At 70.2% G+C, this 16,197-nt stretch carries 15 protein-coding genes; 9 read left to right on the top strand and 6 right to left on the bottom strand.

Annotation, left to right across the window (positions count from 1 at the left end; all coding sequences use genetic code 11):
• The first annotated feature begins 28 nt into the window (after positions 1 to 28).
• The 4 genes from ABZX12_RS00310 to ABZX12_RS00295 are packed head-to-tail and all read left to right on the top strand — an operon-like array spanning position 29 to position 4,366.
• Positions 29 to 493: a (2Fe-2S)-binding protein gene (locus ABZX12_RS00310; RefSeq protein ID WP_355688424.1), complete on the top strand. Its 465-nt coding sequence runs from the start codon at positions 29 to 31 to the stop codon at positions 491 to 493.
• The gene (locus ABZX12_RS00305; RefSeq protein WP_355688422.1) at positions 490 to 2,889 is read left to right on the top strand and encodes a xanthine dehydrogenase family protein molybdopterin-binding subunit; all 2,400 of its coding nucleotides are present in this window, start codon (positions 490 to 492) and stop codon (positions 2,887 to 2,889) included. The genes ABZX12_RS00310 and ABZX12_RS00305 overlap by 4 nt, the downstream gene beginning before the upstream one ends.
• Positions 2,886 to 3,740, top strand: coding sequence for a xanthine dehydrogenase family protein subunit M (locus tag ABZX12_RS00300; RefSeq protein ID WP_355688420.1), 855 nt, complete (start codon positions 2,886 to 2,888; stop codon positions 3,738 to 3,740). Before ABZX12_RS00305 ends, ABZX12_RS00300 begins: the two co-directional genes overlap by 4 nt.
• On the top strand, positions 3,737 to 4,366 hold the full coding sequence (locus tag ABZX12_RS00295; protein ID WP_355688418.1) for an SRPBCC family protein: 630 nt from the start codon (positions 3,737 to 3,739) through the stop codon (positions 4,364 to 4,366). Before ABZX12_RS00300 ends, ABZX12_RS00295 begins: the two co-directional genes overlap by 4 nt.
• A 3-nt stretch (positions 4,367 to 4,369) precedes the next feature.
• Here ABZX12_RS00295 and ABZX12_RS00290 read toward each other — a convergent pair whose 3' ends face one another.
• The 4 genes from ABZX12_RS00290 to ABZX12_RS00275 form a co-directional block, all read right to left on the bottom strand.
• On the bottom strand, positions 4,370 to 6,148 hold the full coding sequence (locus ABZX12_RS00290; RefSeq protein WP_355688417.1) for an FtsX-like permease family protein: 1,779 nt from the start codon (positions 6,146 to 6,148) through the stop codon (positions 4,370 to 4,372).
• A gap of 5 nt (positions 6,149 to 6,153) precedes the next feature.
• Complete coding sequence (locus tag ABZX12_RS00285) at positions 6,154 to 6,894, bottom strand: ABC transporter ATP-binding protein (protein ID WP_355688415.1); 741 nt, start codon at positions 6,892 to 6,894, stop codon at positions 6,154 to 6,156.
• Positions 6,891 to 7,418: a PadR family transcriptional regulator gene (locus tag ABZX12_RS00280; protein ID WP_355688413.1), complete on the bottom strand. Its 528-nt coding sequence runs from the start codon at positions 7,416 to 7,418 to the stop codon at positions 6,891 to 6,893. The genes ABZX12_RS00285 and ABZX12_RS00280 overlap by 4 nt, the downstream gene beginning before the upstream one ends.
• Positions 7,419 to 7,495: 77 nt before the next feature.
• Positions 7,496 to 7,891 carry a VOC family protein gene (locus tag ABZX12_RS00275; protein ID WP_355688411.1) on the bottom strand — a complete coding sequence of 132 codons (396 nt, stop codon included), beginning with the start codon at positions 7,889 to 7,891 and terminating at the stop codon, positions 7,496 to 7,498.
• A gap of 62 nt (positions 7,892 to 7,953) precedes the next feature.
• Here ABZX12_RS00275 and ABZX12_RS00270 point away from each other — a divergent pair, with 62 nt between their 5' ends.
• From ABZX12_RS00270 to ABZX12_RS00260, 3 genes are all read left to right on the top strand, one after another.
• Positions 7,954 to 9,048 (top strand): glycerate kinase, encoded by a 1,095-nt coding sequence (locus tag ABZX12_RS00270; RefSeq protein ID WP_355688409.1) that lies wholly within the window; start codon positions 7,954 to 7,956, stop codon positions 9,046 to 9,048.
• Positions 9,049 to 9,220: 172 nt separating this feature from the next.
• On the top strand, positions 9,221 to 9,577 hold the full coding sequence (locus tag ABZX12_RS00265) for an iron-sulfur cluster assembly accessory protein (RefSeq protein ID WP_355688408.1): 357 nt from the start codon (positions 9,221 to 9,223) through the stop codon (positions 9,575 to 9,577).
• Between the two features lie 102 nt (positions 9,578 to 9,679).
• Positions 9,680 to 9,865, top strand: a complete 186-nt coding sequence (locus ABZX12_RS00260; protein WP_355688406.1) for a glycine betaine ABC transporter substrate-binding protein — start codon at positions 9,680 to 9,682, stop codon at positions 9,863 to 9,865.
• Here the strand turns inward: ABZX12_RS00260 and ABZX12_RS00255 are convergent.
• Complete coding sequence (locus tag ABZX12_RS00255; RefSeq protein WP_355688404.1) at positions 9,852 to 11,339, bottom strand: DHA2 family efflux MFS transporter permease subunit; 1,488 nt, start codon at positions 11,337 to 11,339, stop codon at positions 9,852 to 9,854. The genes ABZX12_RS00260 and ABZX12_RS00255 overlap by 14 nt on opposite strands.
• 84 nt (positions 11,340 to 11,423) lie before the next feature.
• Here ABZX12_RS00255 and ABZX12_RS00250 point away from each other — a divergent pair, with 84 nt between their 5' ends.
• Both ABZX12_RS00250 and ABZX12_RS00245 read left to right on the top strand, forming a co-directional pair.
• Positions 11,424 to 12,134: a TetR/AcrR family transcriptional regulator gene (locus ABZX12_RS00250; protein WP_355688402.1), complete on the top strand. Its 711-nt coding sequence runs from the start codon at positions 11,424 to 11,426 to the stop codon at positions 12,132 to 12,134.
• Positions 12,135 to 12,871: 737 nt separating this feature from the next.
• On the top strand, positions 12,872 to 14,233 hold the full coding sequence (locus tag ABZX12_RS00245; RefSeq protein ID WP_355688400.1) for an MFS transporter: 1,362 nt from the start codon (positions 12,872 to 12,874) through the stop codon (positions 14,231 to 14,233).
• 472 nt (positions 14,234 to 14,705) lie between these two features.
• On the opposite strand, the gene ABZX12_RS00240 is transcribed toward ABZX12_RS00245, so the two are convergent.
• Positions 14,706 to 15,959 carry an aspartate aminotransferase family protein gene (locus ABZX12_RS00240; RefSeq protein ID WP_355688398.1) on the bottom strand — a complete coding sequence of 418 codons (1,254 nt, stop codon included), beginning with the start codon at positions 15,957 to 15,959 and terminating at the stop codon, positions 14,706 to 14,708.
• Positions 15,960 to 16,197: the final 238 nt, after the last annotated feature.

The raw sequence follows: 16,197 nt of genomic DNA, 5'->3' as shown, positions 1-16,197 counted from the left end.
GCGGTTGCTGACATCTGGAGGCGGGGCGATGACCCGGATCACGGTGAAGGTCGACGGAAGCAGCTTCACGGACGACGTGGAGCCGCGCACGCTGCTCGTGCATTATCTGCGCGAGCAACTGGGAAAGACGGGCACCGTGGTCGGCTGTGACACCGGCAACTGCGGCGCCTGCACGGTGCACCTGGACGGGCGCAGCGTGAAGTCCTGCTCGCTGCTCGCGGTCCAGGCCGACGGTCATGAGATCACCACCATCGAGGGTCTCGCGACCAACGGCCGGCTGCACCCGATGCAGCAGGCCTTCCACGAGAACCACGCGTTGCAGTGCGGTTTCTGCACGCCCGGGATGATCATGCAATCCATCGATCTGATTGCCGACAATCCGGATCCCAGCGACGAGGACATCCGGCTCGGACTCGAAGGCAACCTGTGCCGGTGCACCGGCTACCAGAACATCGTGAAGGCCGTCCGCGCCGCCGCCGGAGGTGCGCAATGACCGCCACCGAGGAACGCCCGGCCGCCGAGGTCGGCAACGCGCGGCTGCGCAAGGAGGACGCCCGGCTGGTCACCGGCCGGACCCGCTGGACCGACAACATCGTGCTGCCCGGGCTGCAGCACATCGCGATGGTGCGCAGCCCGTTCGCGCACGCGCGGATCACGTCGATCGACACCGCGGCGGCCAGGGCGGCGACCGGTGTCGTCGCGGTGATCACCGGCGCCGACATCGCCGACGAACAGGGCGCGCTGCCGAACGCCTGGGCGGTCATCCCCGACCAGAAGGCGCCGGTGCACCCGTCGATGGCGGTCGACCACGTCGCGTTCGCCGGCGAGATCGTCGCGATGGTCGTCGCCCGCACCGCGGCCGAGGCGAACGACGCGGCCGACCTCGTCGACGTCGACTACGAGGAACTGCCGCCCGCGCTCGAACTGAAGGCCGCGTCCCGCGACGAGGTGCTCGCGCACCCGGATCTCGGCACGAACGTGTCCGCGGTCTGGTCCTACGACTCGGCCGAGTCCGGCACCGGCGGCGACGTCGAGGCGGCGATCGCGGCCGCCCGCGACGGCGGCATCGTGATCGAGGAGGAGTTCCGCCAGCAACGGCTGATCCCGGCGTTCATGGAGCCGCGGTCGATCGTCGTCGATCCGACCACCGAACAGATGACCGTGTGGTCGTCGACGCAGGTGCCGCACTTCGTGAAGATCTTCATCGCGCTCGTGCTCGGCATCCCGGAGAGCAAGGTCCGGGTGATCGCGCCGGACGTCGGCGGCGGCTTCGGCGGCAAGCTGCAGTTCACGCCGGAAGAGGTGCTCACGGTCATTGCGGCGCGGCGGACCGGGAAGCCCTGTAAATACAACGAGACCAGGTCCGAGTCGTTGATGGCCGCGCACCACGGACGCGACCAGTGGCAGCAGGTCACCCTGGCCGCGAACGCCGACGGCACGGTCACCGGCCTGAAAGTCGAGCTGATCGCGGACATGGGTGCCTACCTCGGCCTGGTCACGTCGGCGATCCCGCTGCTGGGCGCGTTCATGTACAACGGGATCTACAAGTTCCCGGCGTACCACCTCGGCATCACCAACGTGTTCACGAACAAGACGTGGACCGACGCGTACCGCGGCGCCGGCCGCCCCGAGGCGACGTACGCGATCGAGCGGCTGATGGACGAGCTGGCCGCCCGGGTCGGCGCCGACCCGCTGGAGATCCGCGAGAAGAACTGGATCAAGCACGAGGAGTTCCCGTTCTCGACGGTGTCCGGGCTGCGCTACGACTCCGGCAACTACGAGGCCGCGACCGCGAAGGCCCGCGAACTGTTCAGGTACGACGACCTGCGGGCCGAGCAGCGGCAGCGCCGGGAGTCCGGCGACCCGGTGCAGCTCGGCATCGGCGTGTCGACGTTCACCGAGATGTGCGGGCTGGCGCCGTCGCGCTGGCTCGGCTCGATGGGGTACGTCGGCGGCGGCTGGGAGCACGCGTCGGTGCGCATGCTGCCGACCGGGAAGGTCGAGGTGGTGACCGGGACGAGCCCGCACGGCCAGGGGCACGAGACGGCGTGGAGCCAGATCGTCGCGGACCGGCTGGGGGTGGCGTTCGAGGACGTCGAAGTGCTGCACGGCGACACGCAGGTCGCCGTCCGCGGGCTCGACACCTACGGGTCGCGCTCGCTCGCGGTCGGCGGGATGGCGGTGCTGGCCGCCGCGGACAAGGTGATCGAGAAGGCGAAACCGATCGCGGCGCAGCTGCTGGAGGCGAACGCGGACGACCTGGAGTTCACCGCCGGGCGGTACGGCGTCCGCGGCACGGAGGCCGGGATGTCGATGGCCGAGCTGGCGTTCGCGGTGTTCCAGGGACACAAGCTCGACGGGTCCGCCGAGGGCTGTCTGGACGCGGACGCGACGCTCGACCCGGACGACTTCTCGTTCCCGCACGGCACGCACCTGTGCGCGGTCGAGGTCGACACCGAGACCGGCGGGACGAAGATCCGGTCGTACGTCGCCGTCGACGACGTCGGCGTGGTGGTGAACCCGTTGATCGTCGAAGGCCAGGTGCACGGCGGGCTCGCGCAGGGCATCGCACAGGCGCTCTACGAGGAGGCGGTGCACGACGAGTCCGGGACGCTGGTCACCGGATCGTTCGACCAGTACCTGCTGCCGGGGGCGCCGGACCTGCCCGGGTTCGACACGGCGCGGACCGAGACCCCGGCGACGACGAACCAGCTGGGCGTGAAAGGGGTCGGTGAGGCGGGGACGATCGCGTCGACGCCGGCTGTCGTTAATGCGATTGTCGACGCCCTGCGGCCGATGGGCGTCACGGACGTGCCGATGCCGTGCACGCCGTTCCGGGTGTGGAAGGCGATCCAGGAAGGGGCCCAGAGGCAGGAGGCACGGTCATGATCCCGGCGGCGTTCGAGTACTTCGCGCCCACGACGGTCGACGAGGCGCTGGGGCTCCTGCGGGAGCACGCCGACGCGAAGGTGCTCGCGGGCGGGCAGAGCCTGATGCCCGCGTTGCGGCTGCGGCTGGCGGCGCCCGAGACGATTGTCGACATTGGGAAGATCGACGATCTGCGCGGCGTGCGCGACGACGGCGACGCGCTGGTGATCGGCGCGATGACCCCGCACAGCACGGTGCAGACGGATCCGCTGGTCGCCGAACACGCCCGGCTGATCTCGTTGGCGACGGCAACGGTCGGCGATCCGCAGATCCGGCACCGCGGCACGTTCGGCGGGTCGTTGGCGCACGCGGACCCGGCGGCCGACCTGCCGGTCGTCGCGGTGGCGCTGGAGGCGTCGTTCGTGATCGCGGGCGCCGGCGGACGGCGTACCGTGCCGGCCGCGGACTTCTTCGAGGGCATCTTCAGCACGGCGCTCGGTGACGACGAGCTGCTCGTCGAGGTCCGGGTGCCGAAGTACACCGGATGGGGTGCGCAGTACGAGAAGTTCAGCCGGGTCGCGCAGGGCTGGTCGATCGTGTCGGTCGGCGCGGCGGTCCGGGTCGACGGCGGGGTGATCGCGCAGGCACGGGTCGGACTCGGCAACATGGGGCCGGCCCCGGTCCGGGCGACCGCGGTCGAGGCGGCCCTGGTCGGGCAGCCCGCCACCGCCGACGCCGTACGGGAGGCCGCGGCGCGGGCAGCGGACGGGACGGCGCCGGTGACCGACCTCAACGGTGACGCCGACTACCGGCGGCACCTCGCCACGGTGCTCACGAGGCGCGCGGTCCTGGCAGCGGCAGGTACGGCGTGAAGCTCGAGCACAAGTTCGTCGTACCGGCGCCGGTCGAGCAGACCTGGACGGCGTTCAACGACCTCGAACGGGTGGTGCCGTGTTTCCCCGGCGCCACCCTGGAGTCGTACGAGGGCGACGACTTCACCGGGTCGTGCAAGGTGAAGCTCGGGCCGGTGTCCTTGCAGTACACGGGCACCGGCACGTTCGTCGAGCGCGACGAGAGCGATCACCATGCCGTGATCGAGGCCAAGGGCAAGGACCGGCGCGGCAACGGTACGGCGAGCGCGCACGTCACCACGAAGCTGACCGGGACGGCGGACGGGTCCACCGAGGTGTCGGTCGACACCGAACTGACCATCACCGGCCGTCCCGCCCAGTTCGGCCGCGGCCTGATCCAGGAGGTCTCGGACAAGCTCCTCGACCAGTTCACCGCCTGCCTGAAGACCAAGCTGGGCACCACCGCGGAAGCCCGACCCGAGCCGGCGACCGAGACACCGGTGAAGGAACCACCGACCACACCGGACTCCGACGAGGTCGCCCTCGACCTCGGCAGCACCCTCCTCCCAGCACTCGCCCGGCGCGCGGCGCCGTACCTGATCGGGGCTGTTGTGGCGTTGCTCTTACGCCGCCTGTTCAGCCGCTGACAGTCAGGCCGCCTCGGCGCTCAACGTGTGCGCGACCGACCTGCGGGCCGCCAGCCGTGCAGGCACCGCGGTAAGTGCCGCGGTCGCGAGCAGCGTTGTCAGTACGGCGGCCAGCAGCCACCACCGTGGCGGCATGGTCGTCGGCCCGCGGCTGGTGAAAGCGAACAGGACAACGCCCACATACGCCCCGGCCACAGCACCCGGCACGGCCGGCAGGAGCTGAGCGAAGGACAGCCCGGCCGAGACTTGGCCCGGTGTAGCGCCCAGCGCGCGTGTGATCGCCATACTCGCCCTGGCTTCCATCGCCGTCATCCAGGTCATCGCGACGGTATTCACGTAGGCCAGGACGACCAGCAGGACCGTTACCGTCAGGAGGAGTCGACGGTCGACCACGTCGCGTCCGTTCGGTAGCGAGGAAGCGATGCCGTAGCCCCGCACAGGCTGGGCGTAGAAGGTCAGCAACGCAGTCAGACCGGTCAGTGTGACCGCGGTCGAGCAGGCCTGCAGTACAGCCCGACCTGGTCTGCGTGCGGTCAGCCGCACCCCTAGCAGCAGCGATGTAGGCAACAGAGCCGACAGGGAGGTCAGCCAGGGACGGTGGCGTGGGTACTGCGCGGTGCTGGATAACGCGGCAACGGTTGCAGTGCGAAGAGCTTGTGCCGTCGGAGGCAATGTCGTCAGCAGCGCCACACCCAACGCAAGTGCGGTGCATGCGGCGAGAGTCAAGCTTGTTGGCCCCAGGACATCGCCGATGCGGCTGAGGGTCGGGTTGGCAATCGCGGGCTCGGCCAGACGTGCGACCGCCAGCCCAATTGCCTCTGACACCAGTGCGAGGACCAGGTATTCGGTCAACAGGATCACGCCGATCTGACCAGGCGTCGCTCCGACTGCCTTGAGCAGTCCGGCCCGGCGAGTCTGCTCGGCAGCACGCCCGGCCGCCAGCGCGGCCACGCCGGCGACTGCCAGGAAGCTGAGCAGCCAGCCTCCGACGACAAGTATCGGCTGGGTGTTCTGGACGATGTGCCCGTCCTGGACAGCAATGAACTGCCACGAATGGAAGTTCAGCCGGACGGACAGCTCACGGTGTGCGAGTCGGAAAGCCTCAGTGGCATCAGGGTCCCGCAGCTTGAGGTCCAATGCTGTCGTGATGGTCAGGTCCCGTCCCGCCAGCGCACGAGCATCCGGGGCGGTCAGCCAGAGCAGACCGGTGTAGTCGCTAGGGCCGCCGAGCGGGCCTATACCTGCTGACCACGGATAGATCGACGTCGCTGCGGTCACGGCGACGCCGACCACCGGGTACGTCCGGCCGGACACTGTCACACGGTCGCCGACATGTACGCCGAGCGCTGTGGCGAAGCCTCGCTCGAGAACGGCCCCGCCTGGACGCACCCAACCGCCTGACGTCACCAGCGGCCGGTCGACCGCGCCGGGCGTCGGGCTCGCGCCGTGGACTACCACGCTGGAGGAGAAGCCGTGCGCGGTCAGGGTTCCGTACACGATGTCGTACGGACCGTTGTGGTCAACGACGTCGGCTTCTGTGGCCAGTGCGCTCAGGGCTGCGGTCGATGCGGGGCCGGTGTCCGGTGCAAGTACGACGAGGTCCGGCCCGGCGGTCGCCGCTCGGGTCTGCACGTACAGGGACTGGCTGGCGTTGTACAAGGACAGCCCGAGCGCCAGGGTGGCACTGGCTGCTGTCACAGCGAGCACGACCATCGCCGCGTGCGCCTTGTGCCGTCGTAGGTCGGCCAGCACCAGCCGTACGACGAGGACGACGCCACCCACGCCGGTCAGCCCTCTAGCCCGATGAGCCCACCGAGGCGTCCGGCGCCGGTGCCGGCCAGTTCGGTGTCGTCGACGAACATCCCGTCGCGCATCGAGATGAGCCGGTCCGCGGTCGCGGCCACCCGCTCGTCGTGCGTGACGACGACCAGGGTCTGCCCCGCCGCGCGCAGGTCGGCGAAGATCCGCAGTATGTCGAGGGTTGCCGCGCTGTCCAGGTTGCCGGTCGGTTCGTCAGCCAGGACGACCTGCGGCTCATTGGCCAGGGCACGGGCGATCGCGACTCGTTGCCGTTGTCCGCCGGACAGCTCGGACGGCAGGTGCCGGGCCCGATCGGCCAGCCCGACCCGATCGAGCAGCGCGTCGGCGCGGCGCCGGGCCGCGCGGCGCGAACGCCCGGCCAGGAGTGCCGGTAGCTCCACGTTCTCGGTGGCGTTCAACTCGTCGACCAGGTGGAAGGCTTGGAAGACGAAGCCGATCGAGCGTCGGCGGAGTCGTGCCAGGGCGCGCTCGCTGAGAGCGTCGGTCCGGCGCCCCGCCAGCCGGACCTCGCCCGAGGTCGGTCGCTCGAGACCACCGAGCAGATGCAGGAGCGTGGACTTACCGCAGCCGCTGGGTCCCATGACCGCGACGGTCTGGCCCTCGGGTACGTCGAGGTCGATGTCGTCGACCGCGCGCACCCAGCTCTCGCCGTCACCGTGTTCCTTCACGAGGCCGCGGACCCGGACCAGGGGAGTCGACTCGTTCATGCGTCCTCGGATTCGTTTCGGCGCCGGGAGTAGCCGCGCTCGCAGGCGTCGAGCCAGCGCAGGTCGGCCTGCAGCCGCAGTACGACTCCTTCGAGCAACGTGGTGGCCGGTGAGTCGGACGGCTCGCCGAGCGTGGACTGCTGTGCCTCCCGCAGAGTCCGAAGCAGTTCGCGACGCTGGGCGGCGACGAGTTCGACCGGGTCAGCGAGTCGGGAGGCTGCGGCCACCACGAGCTTGAGATGGAACTCGACGAGGTCCGGCTTCGGCCAGCCCACCTCGGTCAGCCAGGCGGCGACGCGTTCCTGGCCGGCGGGCGTCACGGCGTACACCTTGCGGTCCGGCTTGTCGGCGTCCGACCGCTCGCAGACGACCAGTCCCGCCTTCTCCAGCCGCGCGAGAGTGACGTAGATCTGCCCGGGGTTCATCGGCTCGCCGAACGGCCCGAGACTGCGCCGCAGCCGGGCCCGCAACTCGTACCCGTGCGACGGCTCCTTGGCCAGCATCGCCAGCACCGCGTCCTGCACCCGACCCCCTAACAGTTAGCCGGTAGCTAACCGTTATCCGTATCGGATGTCAAAGCCTGTCGCGGCAGGCCAGTTCATCAGTCGAACGTCGGTGCCCCCGAAGGCGGCCACTCGACGAGTTCGATGCGGTAGCCGTCGGGGTCGACGACCCAGGACGTCTTCGGGCCGTCCGCGCCGCCAGGCAGTTCGACCGGGCCGGGCTGCAGGCCGCTGGCGGTGAGACGGTCGACGGTTCCGGCGAGCGACCCGACCTCGATCGCGAAGTGCTCGAACCCGCGCACCTCGACCGGCCCGTCGGCGGGCCGGTGGACGAGCTCGAGCGACACCGACGACTCACCCGGCAGCCGGAGCCAGACCAGACTGGACCCGTCGTCGAACGGGATCTTGCTCAGCTCGACGTACCCGACCGCGGCGTAGAAGCTCAACGACCGCTCCAGGTCACTCACCCGCAACGCGAACAGGATCGTCTTCATCCGCCGATCCAACTGGTGGCACCGGACGCCGTCAACCGCAGCGGGTGGGAGAGGATGTGCGCATGCGGATTCTGATTGCGCCGGACAAGTTCGCGGGGACGCTGACGGCCGTGGAGGCTGCGGCGGCCATCGAGGAAGGGTGGCGGCGGCGGGATCCGGAGGCCGAGGTGCTCGTCGCGCCGATGGCCGACGGCGGCCCGGGCTTCATCGACGTGCTGTCCGCCGTCGTCGACGGCAAGCTCCTGTCGGTCACCGTCCGCGGACCGCTCGGCGAGGAGACCCCGGCGACGGTGCTGCTGGCCGGGGAGACGGCGTACGTCGAAACCGCGCAGGCGTGCGGGCTGCACCTCGTGGAGCCGAAGCAGCGCCGCCCCGAGGACGCGACGACGTACGGCGTGGGCCAGCTCATCACCGCGGCCGTGGACGCCGGCGCGCGGCGGATCATCCTGGGCCTCGGCGGCTCCGGTACGAACGACGCCGGCGCGGGTCTGCTCGCCGCGCTCGGAGCGACGGCCGAGGGCGGTCGGCTGGACGCGGGTGCCGCGGGGCTGGCCGAGCTGGCCTCGGTCGATCTCGCGCCGGCCCGGGAGCGCGTCGCCGGGGTCGAGTTCGTGGCGGCGAGCGACGTGGAGAACCCGATGCTCGGGCTGCGCGGCGCGACCAGCGTGTTCGGCGCCCAGAAGGGCATCACCGACGAGCGTAAGCCGGTGGTCGACGGCTGGCTGACGCACTTCGCCGAGCTGGCCGACCGGAAGATCGCGGACCAGAAGGGCGCCGGCGCGGCGGGCGGCCTCGGGTACGCGCTGCTCCTGCTGGGCGCCGAGCGGGTCTCCGGCATCGACCTGGTCGCCGAGCTGACCGGGCTGAAGCAGAAGGCGTCGCGGGTCGACCTGGTGCTGAGCGGTGAGGGCGCGTTCGACTTCCAGTCCCGCGACGGCAAGGTGATCGCGGGTGTCGCGAAGGTGGCCAACGACGCGATGCGGCCGTGTGTCGTGCTGGCCGGGAAGGTCCTGATCGGGTCCCGCGAGATGCGCTCGATGGGCGTCGAGTCGGCGTACGCGCTGGTCGACGCGGTGGGCGAGGAGCGGGCCTTCGCGGACCCGCAGGGGTCGCTCGCGACGGTCGCGGAGCGTGTCGCCCGGACCTGGGCCCGGTGAGCGGCGCGCGGTGACTGGTTGATCACCTCGTGACCGGGATCGTTGATCTGTGAAATTGGTGTGCGACCATGGGAATGAGCGCGCGCCGGCCGACGTTGGCACGTGTTGACAAGAGACTTCCGTGCCGGGGCAGCCGTAGGCCCGGCACTTGAGTAGATGACTGGAGTCAGGGATGACTGAAGCGCAGACCGAGCAGGCCGTGGCCACGGGTGTTCTCCTCACCGACGGGGCCGCCTCCAAGGTGAAGGCGCTGCTCGACCAGGAAGGCCGCGACGACCTCGCGCTGCGGGTCGCCGTGCAGCCGGGCGGGTGCTCCGGACTGCGGTACCAGCTGTTCTTCGACGAGCGTCAGCTCGACGGCGACGTGGTGGCCGACTTCGGTGGCGTGAGCGTCGTCACCGACCGGATGAGCGCGCCGTACCTGAAGGGCGCGACGATCGACTTCGTCGACACCATCGAGAAGCAGGGCTTCACGATCGACAACCCGAACGCCACCGGCTCCTGCGCCTGCGGCGACTCGTTCAACTGAGCTGAGCTGAAGCACCCGAAGCCCCTGGTCACCCCGGTGTGACCAGGGGCTTCGGTCTGTCCGGACTTTGGAAGCGACCGTACCGATGTGTGAATCCAACGCTTGTTGGGTACGCGTTGCTGTGCGTGGGAGTACCCGCAGCTGCGGGACCTGCTGCAGCCGGTGTCGGACAAGCTGACCGACGAGGTGCTGATCGACCTCAACGCACAGGTCGACGTCGACGGACGTGAGCCCGCCGACGTCGCCATGGACTGGCTGGTGAAGGAAGGTTTCGTCAGCCGTGACTGACGCTCTCCTCGCGGGCCCGCTTCGGCAGTAGGCACGACACCGCGAGGCTGACGACGAAGAGTCCGATCGCGACCAGGACCGACGTCTTGGTCGCGCCCAGGAACGCGTGGCTCGGCAGCAGCTGGAAGAAGATCGTGCCGATCACCGCGACGCCGATCGCGCCGCCGTACTGCTGCATCGCGGTCAGGACGCCGGACGCCGAGCCCGCCGCCTGGTCGTCGATCGAGGCCAGGATGATGTCGAACAGCGGCGCGAACACCATGCCGGCGCCGATGCCGGTGGCGAGCGTCGCGGGGACCAGGTTCCAGATCGTGGTCGTGTCGCCCTGGGTGTGCAGCGTGAACCAGACGCCGGCCATCGCGACCGTCATCACCGCGATGCCGAGCTGGAGTGCCTTGCGGCCGAGCTTCGGGGCGAGCAGCGCGGCCGACAGCGGCGCGCCGATCGCGATGCCGAGCGAGAACGGCACCATCGCGAGGCCGGCCTTCAGCGGGCTGTAGTGCAGGCCGAGCTGGGTGAACAGGTTGAACACCAGCAGGAAACCGTTCATCGCGAGGAAGAACGTAGTGATCACGCCGAGCCCGGCGACGTACCCGCGGTTGCGGAACAGCGACGGGTCGATGACCGGGTTGCCGGAGCGCCGCTCGCGCCAGCCGAACAGGGCGAAGACCACGACCGAGCTGATCAACATCAGGATTGTCCACAACGGCCAGCCGAGCTCACGGCCCTGCACGAGCGGGTAGACCAACAGGCCGGAGGCGAGGCTGACCAGGAGGACGCCGGCGGCATCGAGCTGGGATGCGCCCGGGGTCTTGACCTCAGGCATGAAGCGGAGTGCGCCGACGAGTGCGGCGATGCCGACCGGGACGTTGATGAAGAAAATGGTCCGCCAGCCGGCGTCGAACCAGTTGGCGTCGATCAGGACGCCGGCCAGGATCGGGCCCGCGACCGCCGACAGTCCCATCACCGGTCCGAACATCGCGAACGCCTTGCCGAGCTCCTCGGAGGGGAAGATCGACTTCAGGATCGCGAAGCCCTGCGGGATCATCACCGCTCCGAGCAGGCCCTGCGCGACCCGGCTGCCGATCAGCAGTTCGGGGCTGGTCGCGAGCCCGCAGACCGCGGACGCGACCGTGAAGCCGAGCGCGCCGATCACGAACAGCCGCCGCCGGCCGACCAGATCGCCGAGCCGGCCGAACGTGATCAGGCCGATCGCAAAGGCCAGCGTGTAGCCGGCCAGCATCCACTGCATGGCCGACTCCGACCCGCCGAGCTCGGCGCGGATCGACGGGGCGGCGATGTTGACGATCGTCGCGTCGACCAGGTCCATGATCTCGGCGACCAGGATCGTGGCGAGCACGAGCCACCGCCACCGATACGGCGTACCGCGCGCGGCCGTCGTGGAGTCGGATGTGGAGTCGGATGTGGTGCCGGGCGTGGTGGCGTTGGGTGAGTTGTCGAGTGCGGTGCTCATCGGGCCCCTCAGGATTTCGAACGGTGTTCGTTGACGAACACTGTTCTACTCCCGAACGGTGTTCGCGTCAAGTACAGTGTTCGTATGACACAGCATCCGTGGCAGCCGATCAGCCCCGCGAAGCCCGCCCGTGCCGCGAAGGAGCCGCTCAACCGCGAGCGGATCGTCGACGCCGCGATGCGGGTCCTGGTCAGCAACGGGTACGACGCGGTCTCGATGCGGAAGGTCGCGCAGGAGCTCGGCACCGGGCCGGCGTCGCTCTACGCCCACGTCGCGAACAAGCGGGAGCTCGACCAGCTGCTCGTCGAGCGCGCCGCCTCACAGATGGACTTCGACGAGGAGGTCGATCCGGAGCGCTGGCAGGAGCAGCTCAAGTCGATGATGCGCGAGATGCTGCGCGTGCTGCGGGCCAACCCGGGAGTCGCGCGGGCCTCGATCGGCCAGGTGCCGCTGGGGGAGCGGGCACTGCGCAGCACCGAGCGGATGCTGGCGCTGCTGAAGGCCGGCAACCTCCCGGACCAGGCTGCCGCGTGGGCCGTCGACCTGATCCCGCTGTACGTCACCGCGATCGCGTTCGAGGAGACGGTGCAGAGCGCCTCGAACTGGACGCCCGAGGATGTCGAGGGCTTCGTCCGCGGGCTGCGCGAGTACTTCGCGTCGCTGCCGGCGGACCGATTCCCCCTGACGGTGGCGCTCGCGACGCCGATGACATCCGGAGCAACCGGCGACGAGCGGTTCGAATTCGGCATCTCCGTAATCACCGCCGGCCTAGCCTCCCTCGCCCAGCCGCACTAACCGGGCCGCACCGACCGGGTCGCACCGACCGGGCCGCACTAACCGGGTCGCCGACCCCGCCGCACCGACCCGCCGCACCGACCCGCCGCACCGACCCGCCGCACCGACCCGCCGCGCCGCACCGACCCCGCCGCACCGACCGCGCTGGGCTGACCTACCGGGCTGACCGACCGGGCTGACTGGGTTGGGCTGGGTGGGTCGAGCCGCGCTGACCGGACTGGGTTGTTCCAGCTGCGCCGACCGGACGGGGTTGTCCGGGCCGGCTGAACGCGCTGGGCTGACCGCTCCAGGCTGACTGACCAGGCTGACTGACCGGGCTGCCCGATCGGGCTCACGGCGCCGCGCTCACCGAGCTGGACTGACCCAGCCGCGCTGACCGACGGGGCTCACCGCGCTGGGCTGGCCGACCGGGCTGACCGCGCCGCGCTCACCGAGCCTGGCTTGACCGCGCCGTGTGACCAACTGGCCTGGCCGGTTGGGCTGACCGCGCCGGGTCATGTGACGGCGCTGTGAACACGGAGAGCAAACCTCATACGACTGCTTGTGGTTCACGAATGCACATGGCTAACCTTCGGATTGTCAACAAAACTACGACTTGGCCTGTTGGGCGTGTGGAGAACGCGCGGGTGGGCACACGGACCAGGCCGTATGACGACAGGAGGAAGACCGTGGATGCCGAGACCCCGCCAGTGAGCCCGCAGCCGGCCGGTGGTGGGCGAGCCCAGGACCGGCCGCCCGTGACCACCAGCGAAAAGGAGCAGCCGCCCGGGGTGCTCAGGAAGGCGATCGCCGCCTCGGCGATCGGGAACGCGACCGAGTGGTTCGACTACGGCATCTACGCGTACGGCGTGACGTACATCTCGGCGGCCATCTTCCCGGGGGACACCGAGAGCCAGACCCTGCTCGCGCTGATGACGTTCGCCGTCTCGTTCCTGGTCCGCCCGCTCGGCGGCCTGGTCTGGGGGCCGCTCGGCGACCGACTGGGGCGCAAGCACGTGCTGGCGATCACGATCCTGATGATGTCCGGTGCGACGCTGCTCGCCGGTCTGGTCCCGTCGTACGACTCGATCGGCCTGTGGGCGCCCATCCTGCTCGTGCTGCTGCGGATGATCCAGGGTTTCTCGACTGGTGGCGAGTACGGTGGTGCCGCGACCTTCATGGCCGAGTACGCGCCGAGCCGCAAGCGCGGGTTCCTCGGCAGCTTCCTGGAGTTCGGCACGCTGGCCGGTTTCTCGCTCGGAGCGCTGCTGATGCTGGGCTTCTCGCTGGTGCTCGGCGATGACGCGATGCACGCGTGGGGCTGGCGGCTGCCGTTCCTGGTCGCCGCGCCGCTTGGTCTGGTCGGCGTGTACCTCCGGTCGCGGCTGGAGGACACCCCGGTCTTCCGTGAGCTCGAGGCGAAGGGCCAGAAGGAAGAGGAGACCGCGACCCAATTCAAGGACCTGCTGGCCGGCTACTGGGGTCCGATCCTGCGGCTCGGCGGCATGGTCATCGCGCTGAACGTCGTGAACTACACGCTGCTCACCTACATGCCGACGTACCTGGAGAAGGAGATCGGCCTGAGCGCCGACCAGTCGCTGATCGTGCCGATCATCGGAATGTTGACAATGATGGTCTTCGTGCCGTTCGCCGGCCGCGCGTCCGACCGGATCGGGCGCAAGCCTCTGTGGTGGGCGTCGTTGACCGGGCTGTTCGTGTTCGGCGTACCGATGTTCCTGCTGATGGGCACGAACCTGGCCGGCGCGATCATCGGCTTCGCGGTGCTCGGTCTGCTGTACGTGCCGCAGTTGGCGACGATTTCCGCGACGTTCCCCGCGATGTTCCCGACGCACGTGCGGTACGCCGGGTTCGCGATCGCGTACAACGTGTCGACGTCGCTGTTCGGCGGGACGGCGCCCGCGGTCAACGACTGGCTGACCGCGAAACTGGGCGACTCGCTGGTGCCGGCGTACTACATGATGGCCGCCTGCCTGGTGGGTGCGCTCGCACTCGCCCGGGTGCCCGAGACGTCGCGGTGCCCGCTCAACGGCACCGAGATCCCGGGGACCGAGGACGCCCCGCCGCCCGTGGCCCTCGACCCGGCTCACGCGAAGGCCTGACCGCAGGCCCGTCGAGGCAGGAAAAAGCCGGCCTGCGCTTTCCGGAACCGCATCACCTGGTGCGAACCATGTTCCGGAAAGGGCGGGCCGGCCCTCGTTCGCCGGTCAGCCGCGGCGCCGACCGGGGGTCAGCGGAGGGCGCCGGTGGCCGGGTCGGGGTCGGCCGAGGGCGGCGGTGGCTGTGGCCGGCGAGGGGTCAGCGGAGGGGTGGCCGGGTCTGGGTCGGCAGGGGTGGCGGTGGCCGGGTCGGGGTCGGCCGTGGCAGGGGCGGCCGAAGGCGGCGGTGGCCGTGGCCGCGGCGGGGGTCAGCGGAGGGCGGCGGTGGCTGGGGCCGCCGGAGGGTGGCGGTGGCCGGATCGGGGGGCTCGGCGGCGGTGGCCGTGTCCGGTGGGCCGAGGGTGGCCGTGGACGGGGCGGGGTCAGCGGAGGGTCGTGGCCGGGGCAGTCGAGGGTGGCGGTGGCTGGGTTGGGGTCAGTCGAGGATGGCGGTGACTGCGTCGGACCAGATGCCGGCGGCTTCGTCGACCTCGTCGGGGGAGACGACCAGCGCGGGAATGAAGCGGACGACCTGGCCCCAGGCGCCGCAGGTGAGCAGCAACAGGCCTCGCCGCGCCGCCTCCTGCTGGACCGCGGCGGCCGTCACCGGGTCCGGCGTGCCGTCGGCGTCACGGAACTCGTTGCCGATCATCAGCCCGAGTCCGCGGACATCGGTGATCTGCTCGTGCTTGTCCGCGACCAGCCGCAGCGCCTGCTTCAGCTGCGCGCCGCGGTCGGCGGAGTTCTGCACGAGCCCCTCGTCCTCGATCACGTCGAGCGTGGCGAGCGCCGCCGCGCAGGCGACCGCGTTCGCGCCGTACGTACCGCCCTGGGATCCGGGCCACGCCTTCTCCATCAGCTCCGACGACGCGGCGATCCCGGACAGCGGGAAGCCGGAGGCCAGGCCCTTCGCGGTGACCAGGACGTCCGGGTGCGACCCGAAGTGGTCGCCGCCCCAGAACTTGCCGGTCCGCCCGAAGCCGGTCTGTACCTCGTCCACCACCAGCAGCATCCCGTGCGCGTCGGCGCGCTCGCGCAGGCCGGCGAAGAACCGCTCGTTCGCCGGTACGTAACCGCCTTCGCCAAGCACCGGCTCGACGAAGAACGCCGCGGTGTCGGCCGGCGTGCTCAACGTCTGCAGGGTGTAGTCGAGCTGGCTGAGCGCGAAGTCGGTGGCCTGCTCGACCGGCCAGCCGAAGTGGCCCGGGTCCGGGAACGGCGACACATGAACGCCGGCCATCAGCGGGCTGAACCCGGAGCGGAACTTCGTGCCGGACGTGGTCATCGAGGCGGCGGCCACGGTCCGGCCGTGGAAGCCGCCGTGGAACACGATCACGTTCGGCCGGCCGGTCGCCTGCCGAGTGAGTCGCAGCGCGGCCTCGATCGCCTCGCTGCCCGAGTTCGCGAAGAACATCCGGTCGAGATGCCGGGGGAGCACCTCGCCGAGCCGCTCGACCAGGGTGAGCAGCGGCCGGTGCATGACCGTCGTGTACTGCGCGTGGATGATCCGCCCGACCTGCTCCTGCGCCGCCGCGACCACCCGCGGATGGCAGTGCCCGGTCGACGTCACGCCGATGCCGGCGGTGAAGTCCAGGTACCGCCGGTCGTCCTCGTCGAAGAGCTGGACGCCCAGACCGCGGGCGGCGACCACACCGGTCGCCTGTTTCAGGATCTGCGAGAGCTCGGCCACGGCTTCCCCTCCACACGTCGACTGGTAGATTGTCGACAATCAGCGTATCTCAGCAGTTGAGGCCGGTGAAGGGGTGCGAATGAGCAACGACGAGCCGAACAACCCGCCCTACGACAAGCCGGACGACCAGCCAGGCCCAAGGCTGGGGCATGGGCCAGGCGACAGGCCGGGCAGCGGGCCAGCGCACAGGCCGGGGCATGGGCCGGGCTACGGGCCGGGTGACAGGCCGGGTGCCGGG

It is taken from the genome of Kribbella sp. NPDC003505, from assembly GCF_040610875.1.
In the GTDB taxonomy this organism is placed as follows: domain Bacteria; phylum Actinomycetota; class Actinomycetes; order Propionibacteriales; family Kribbellaceae; genus Kribbella.
This window is presented reverse-complemented; position numbering and strand designations above follow the sequence as displayed.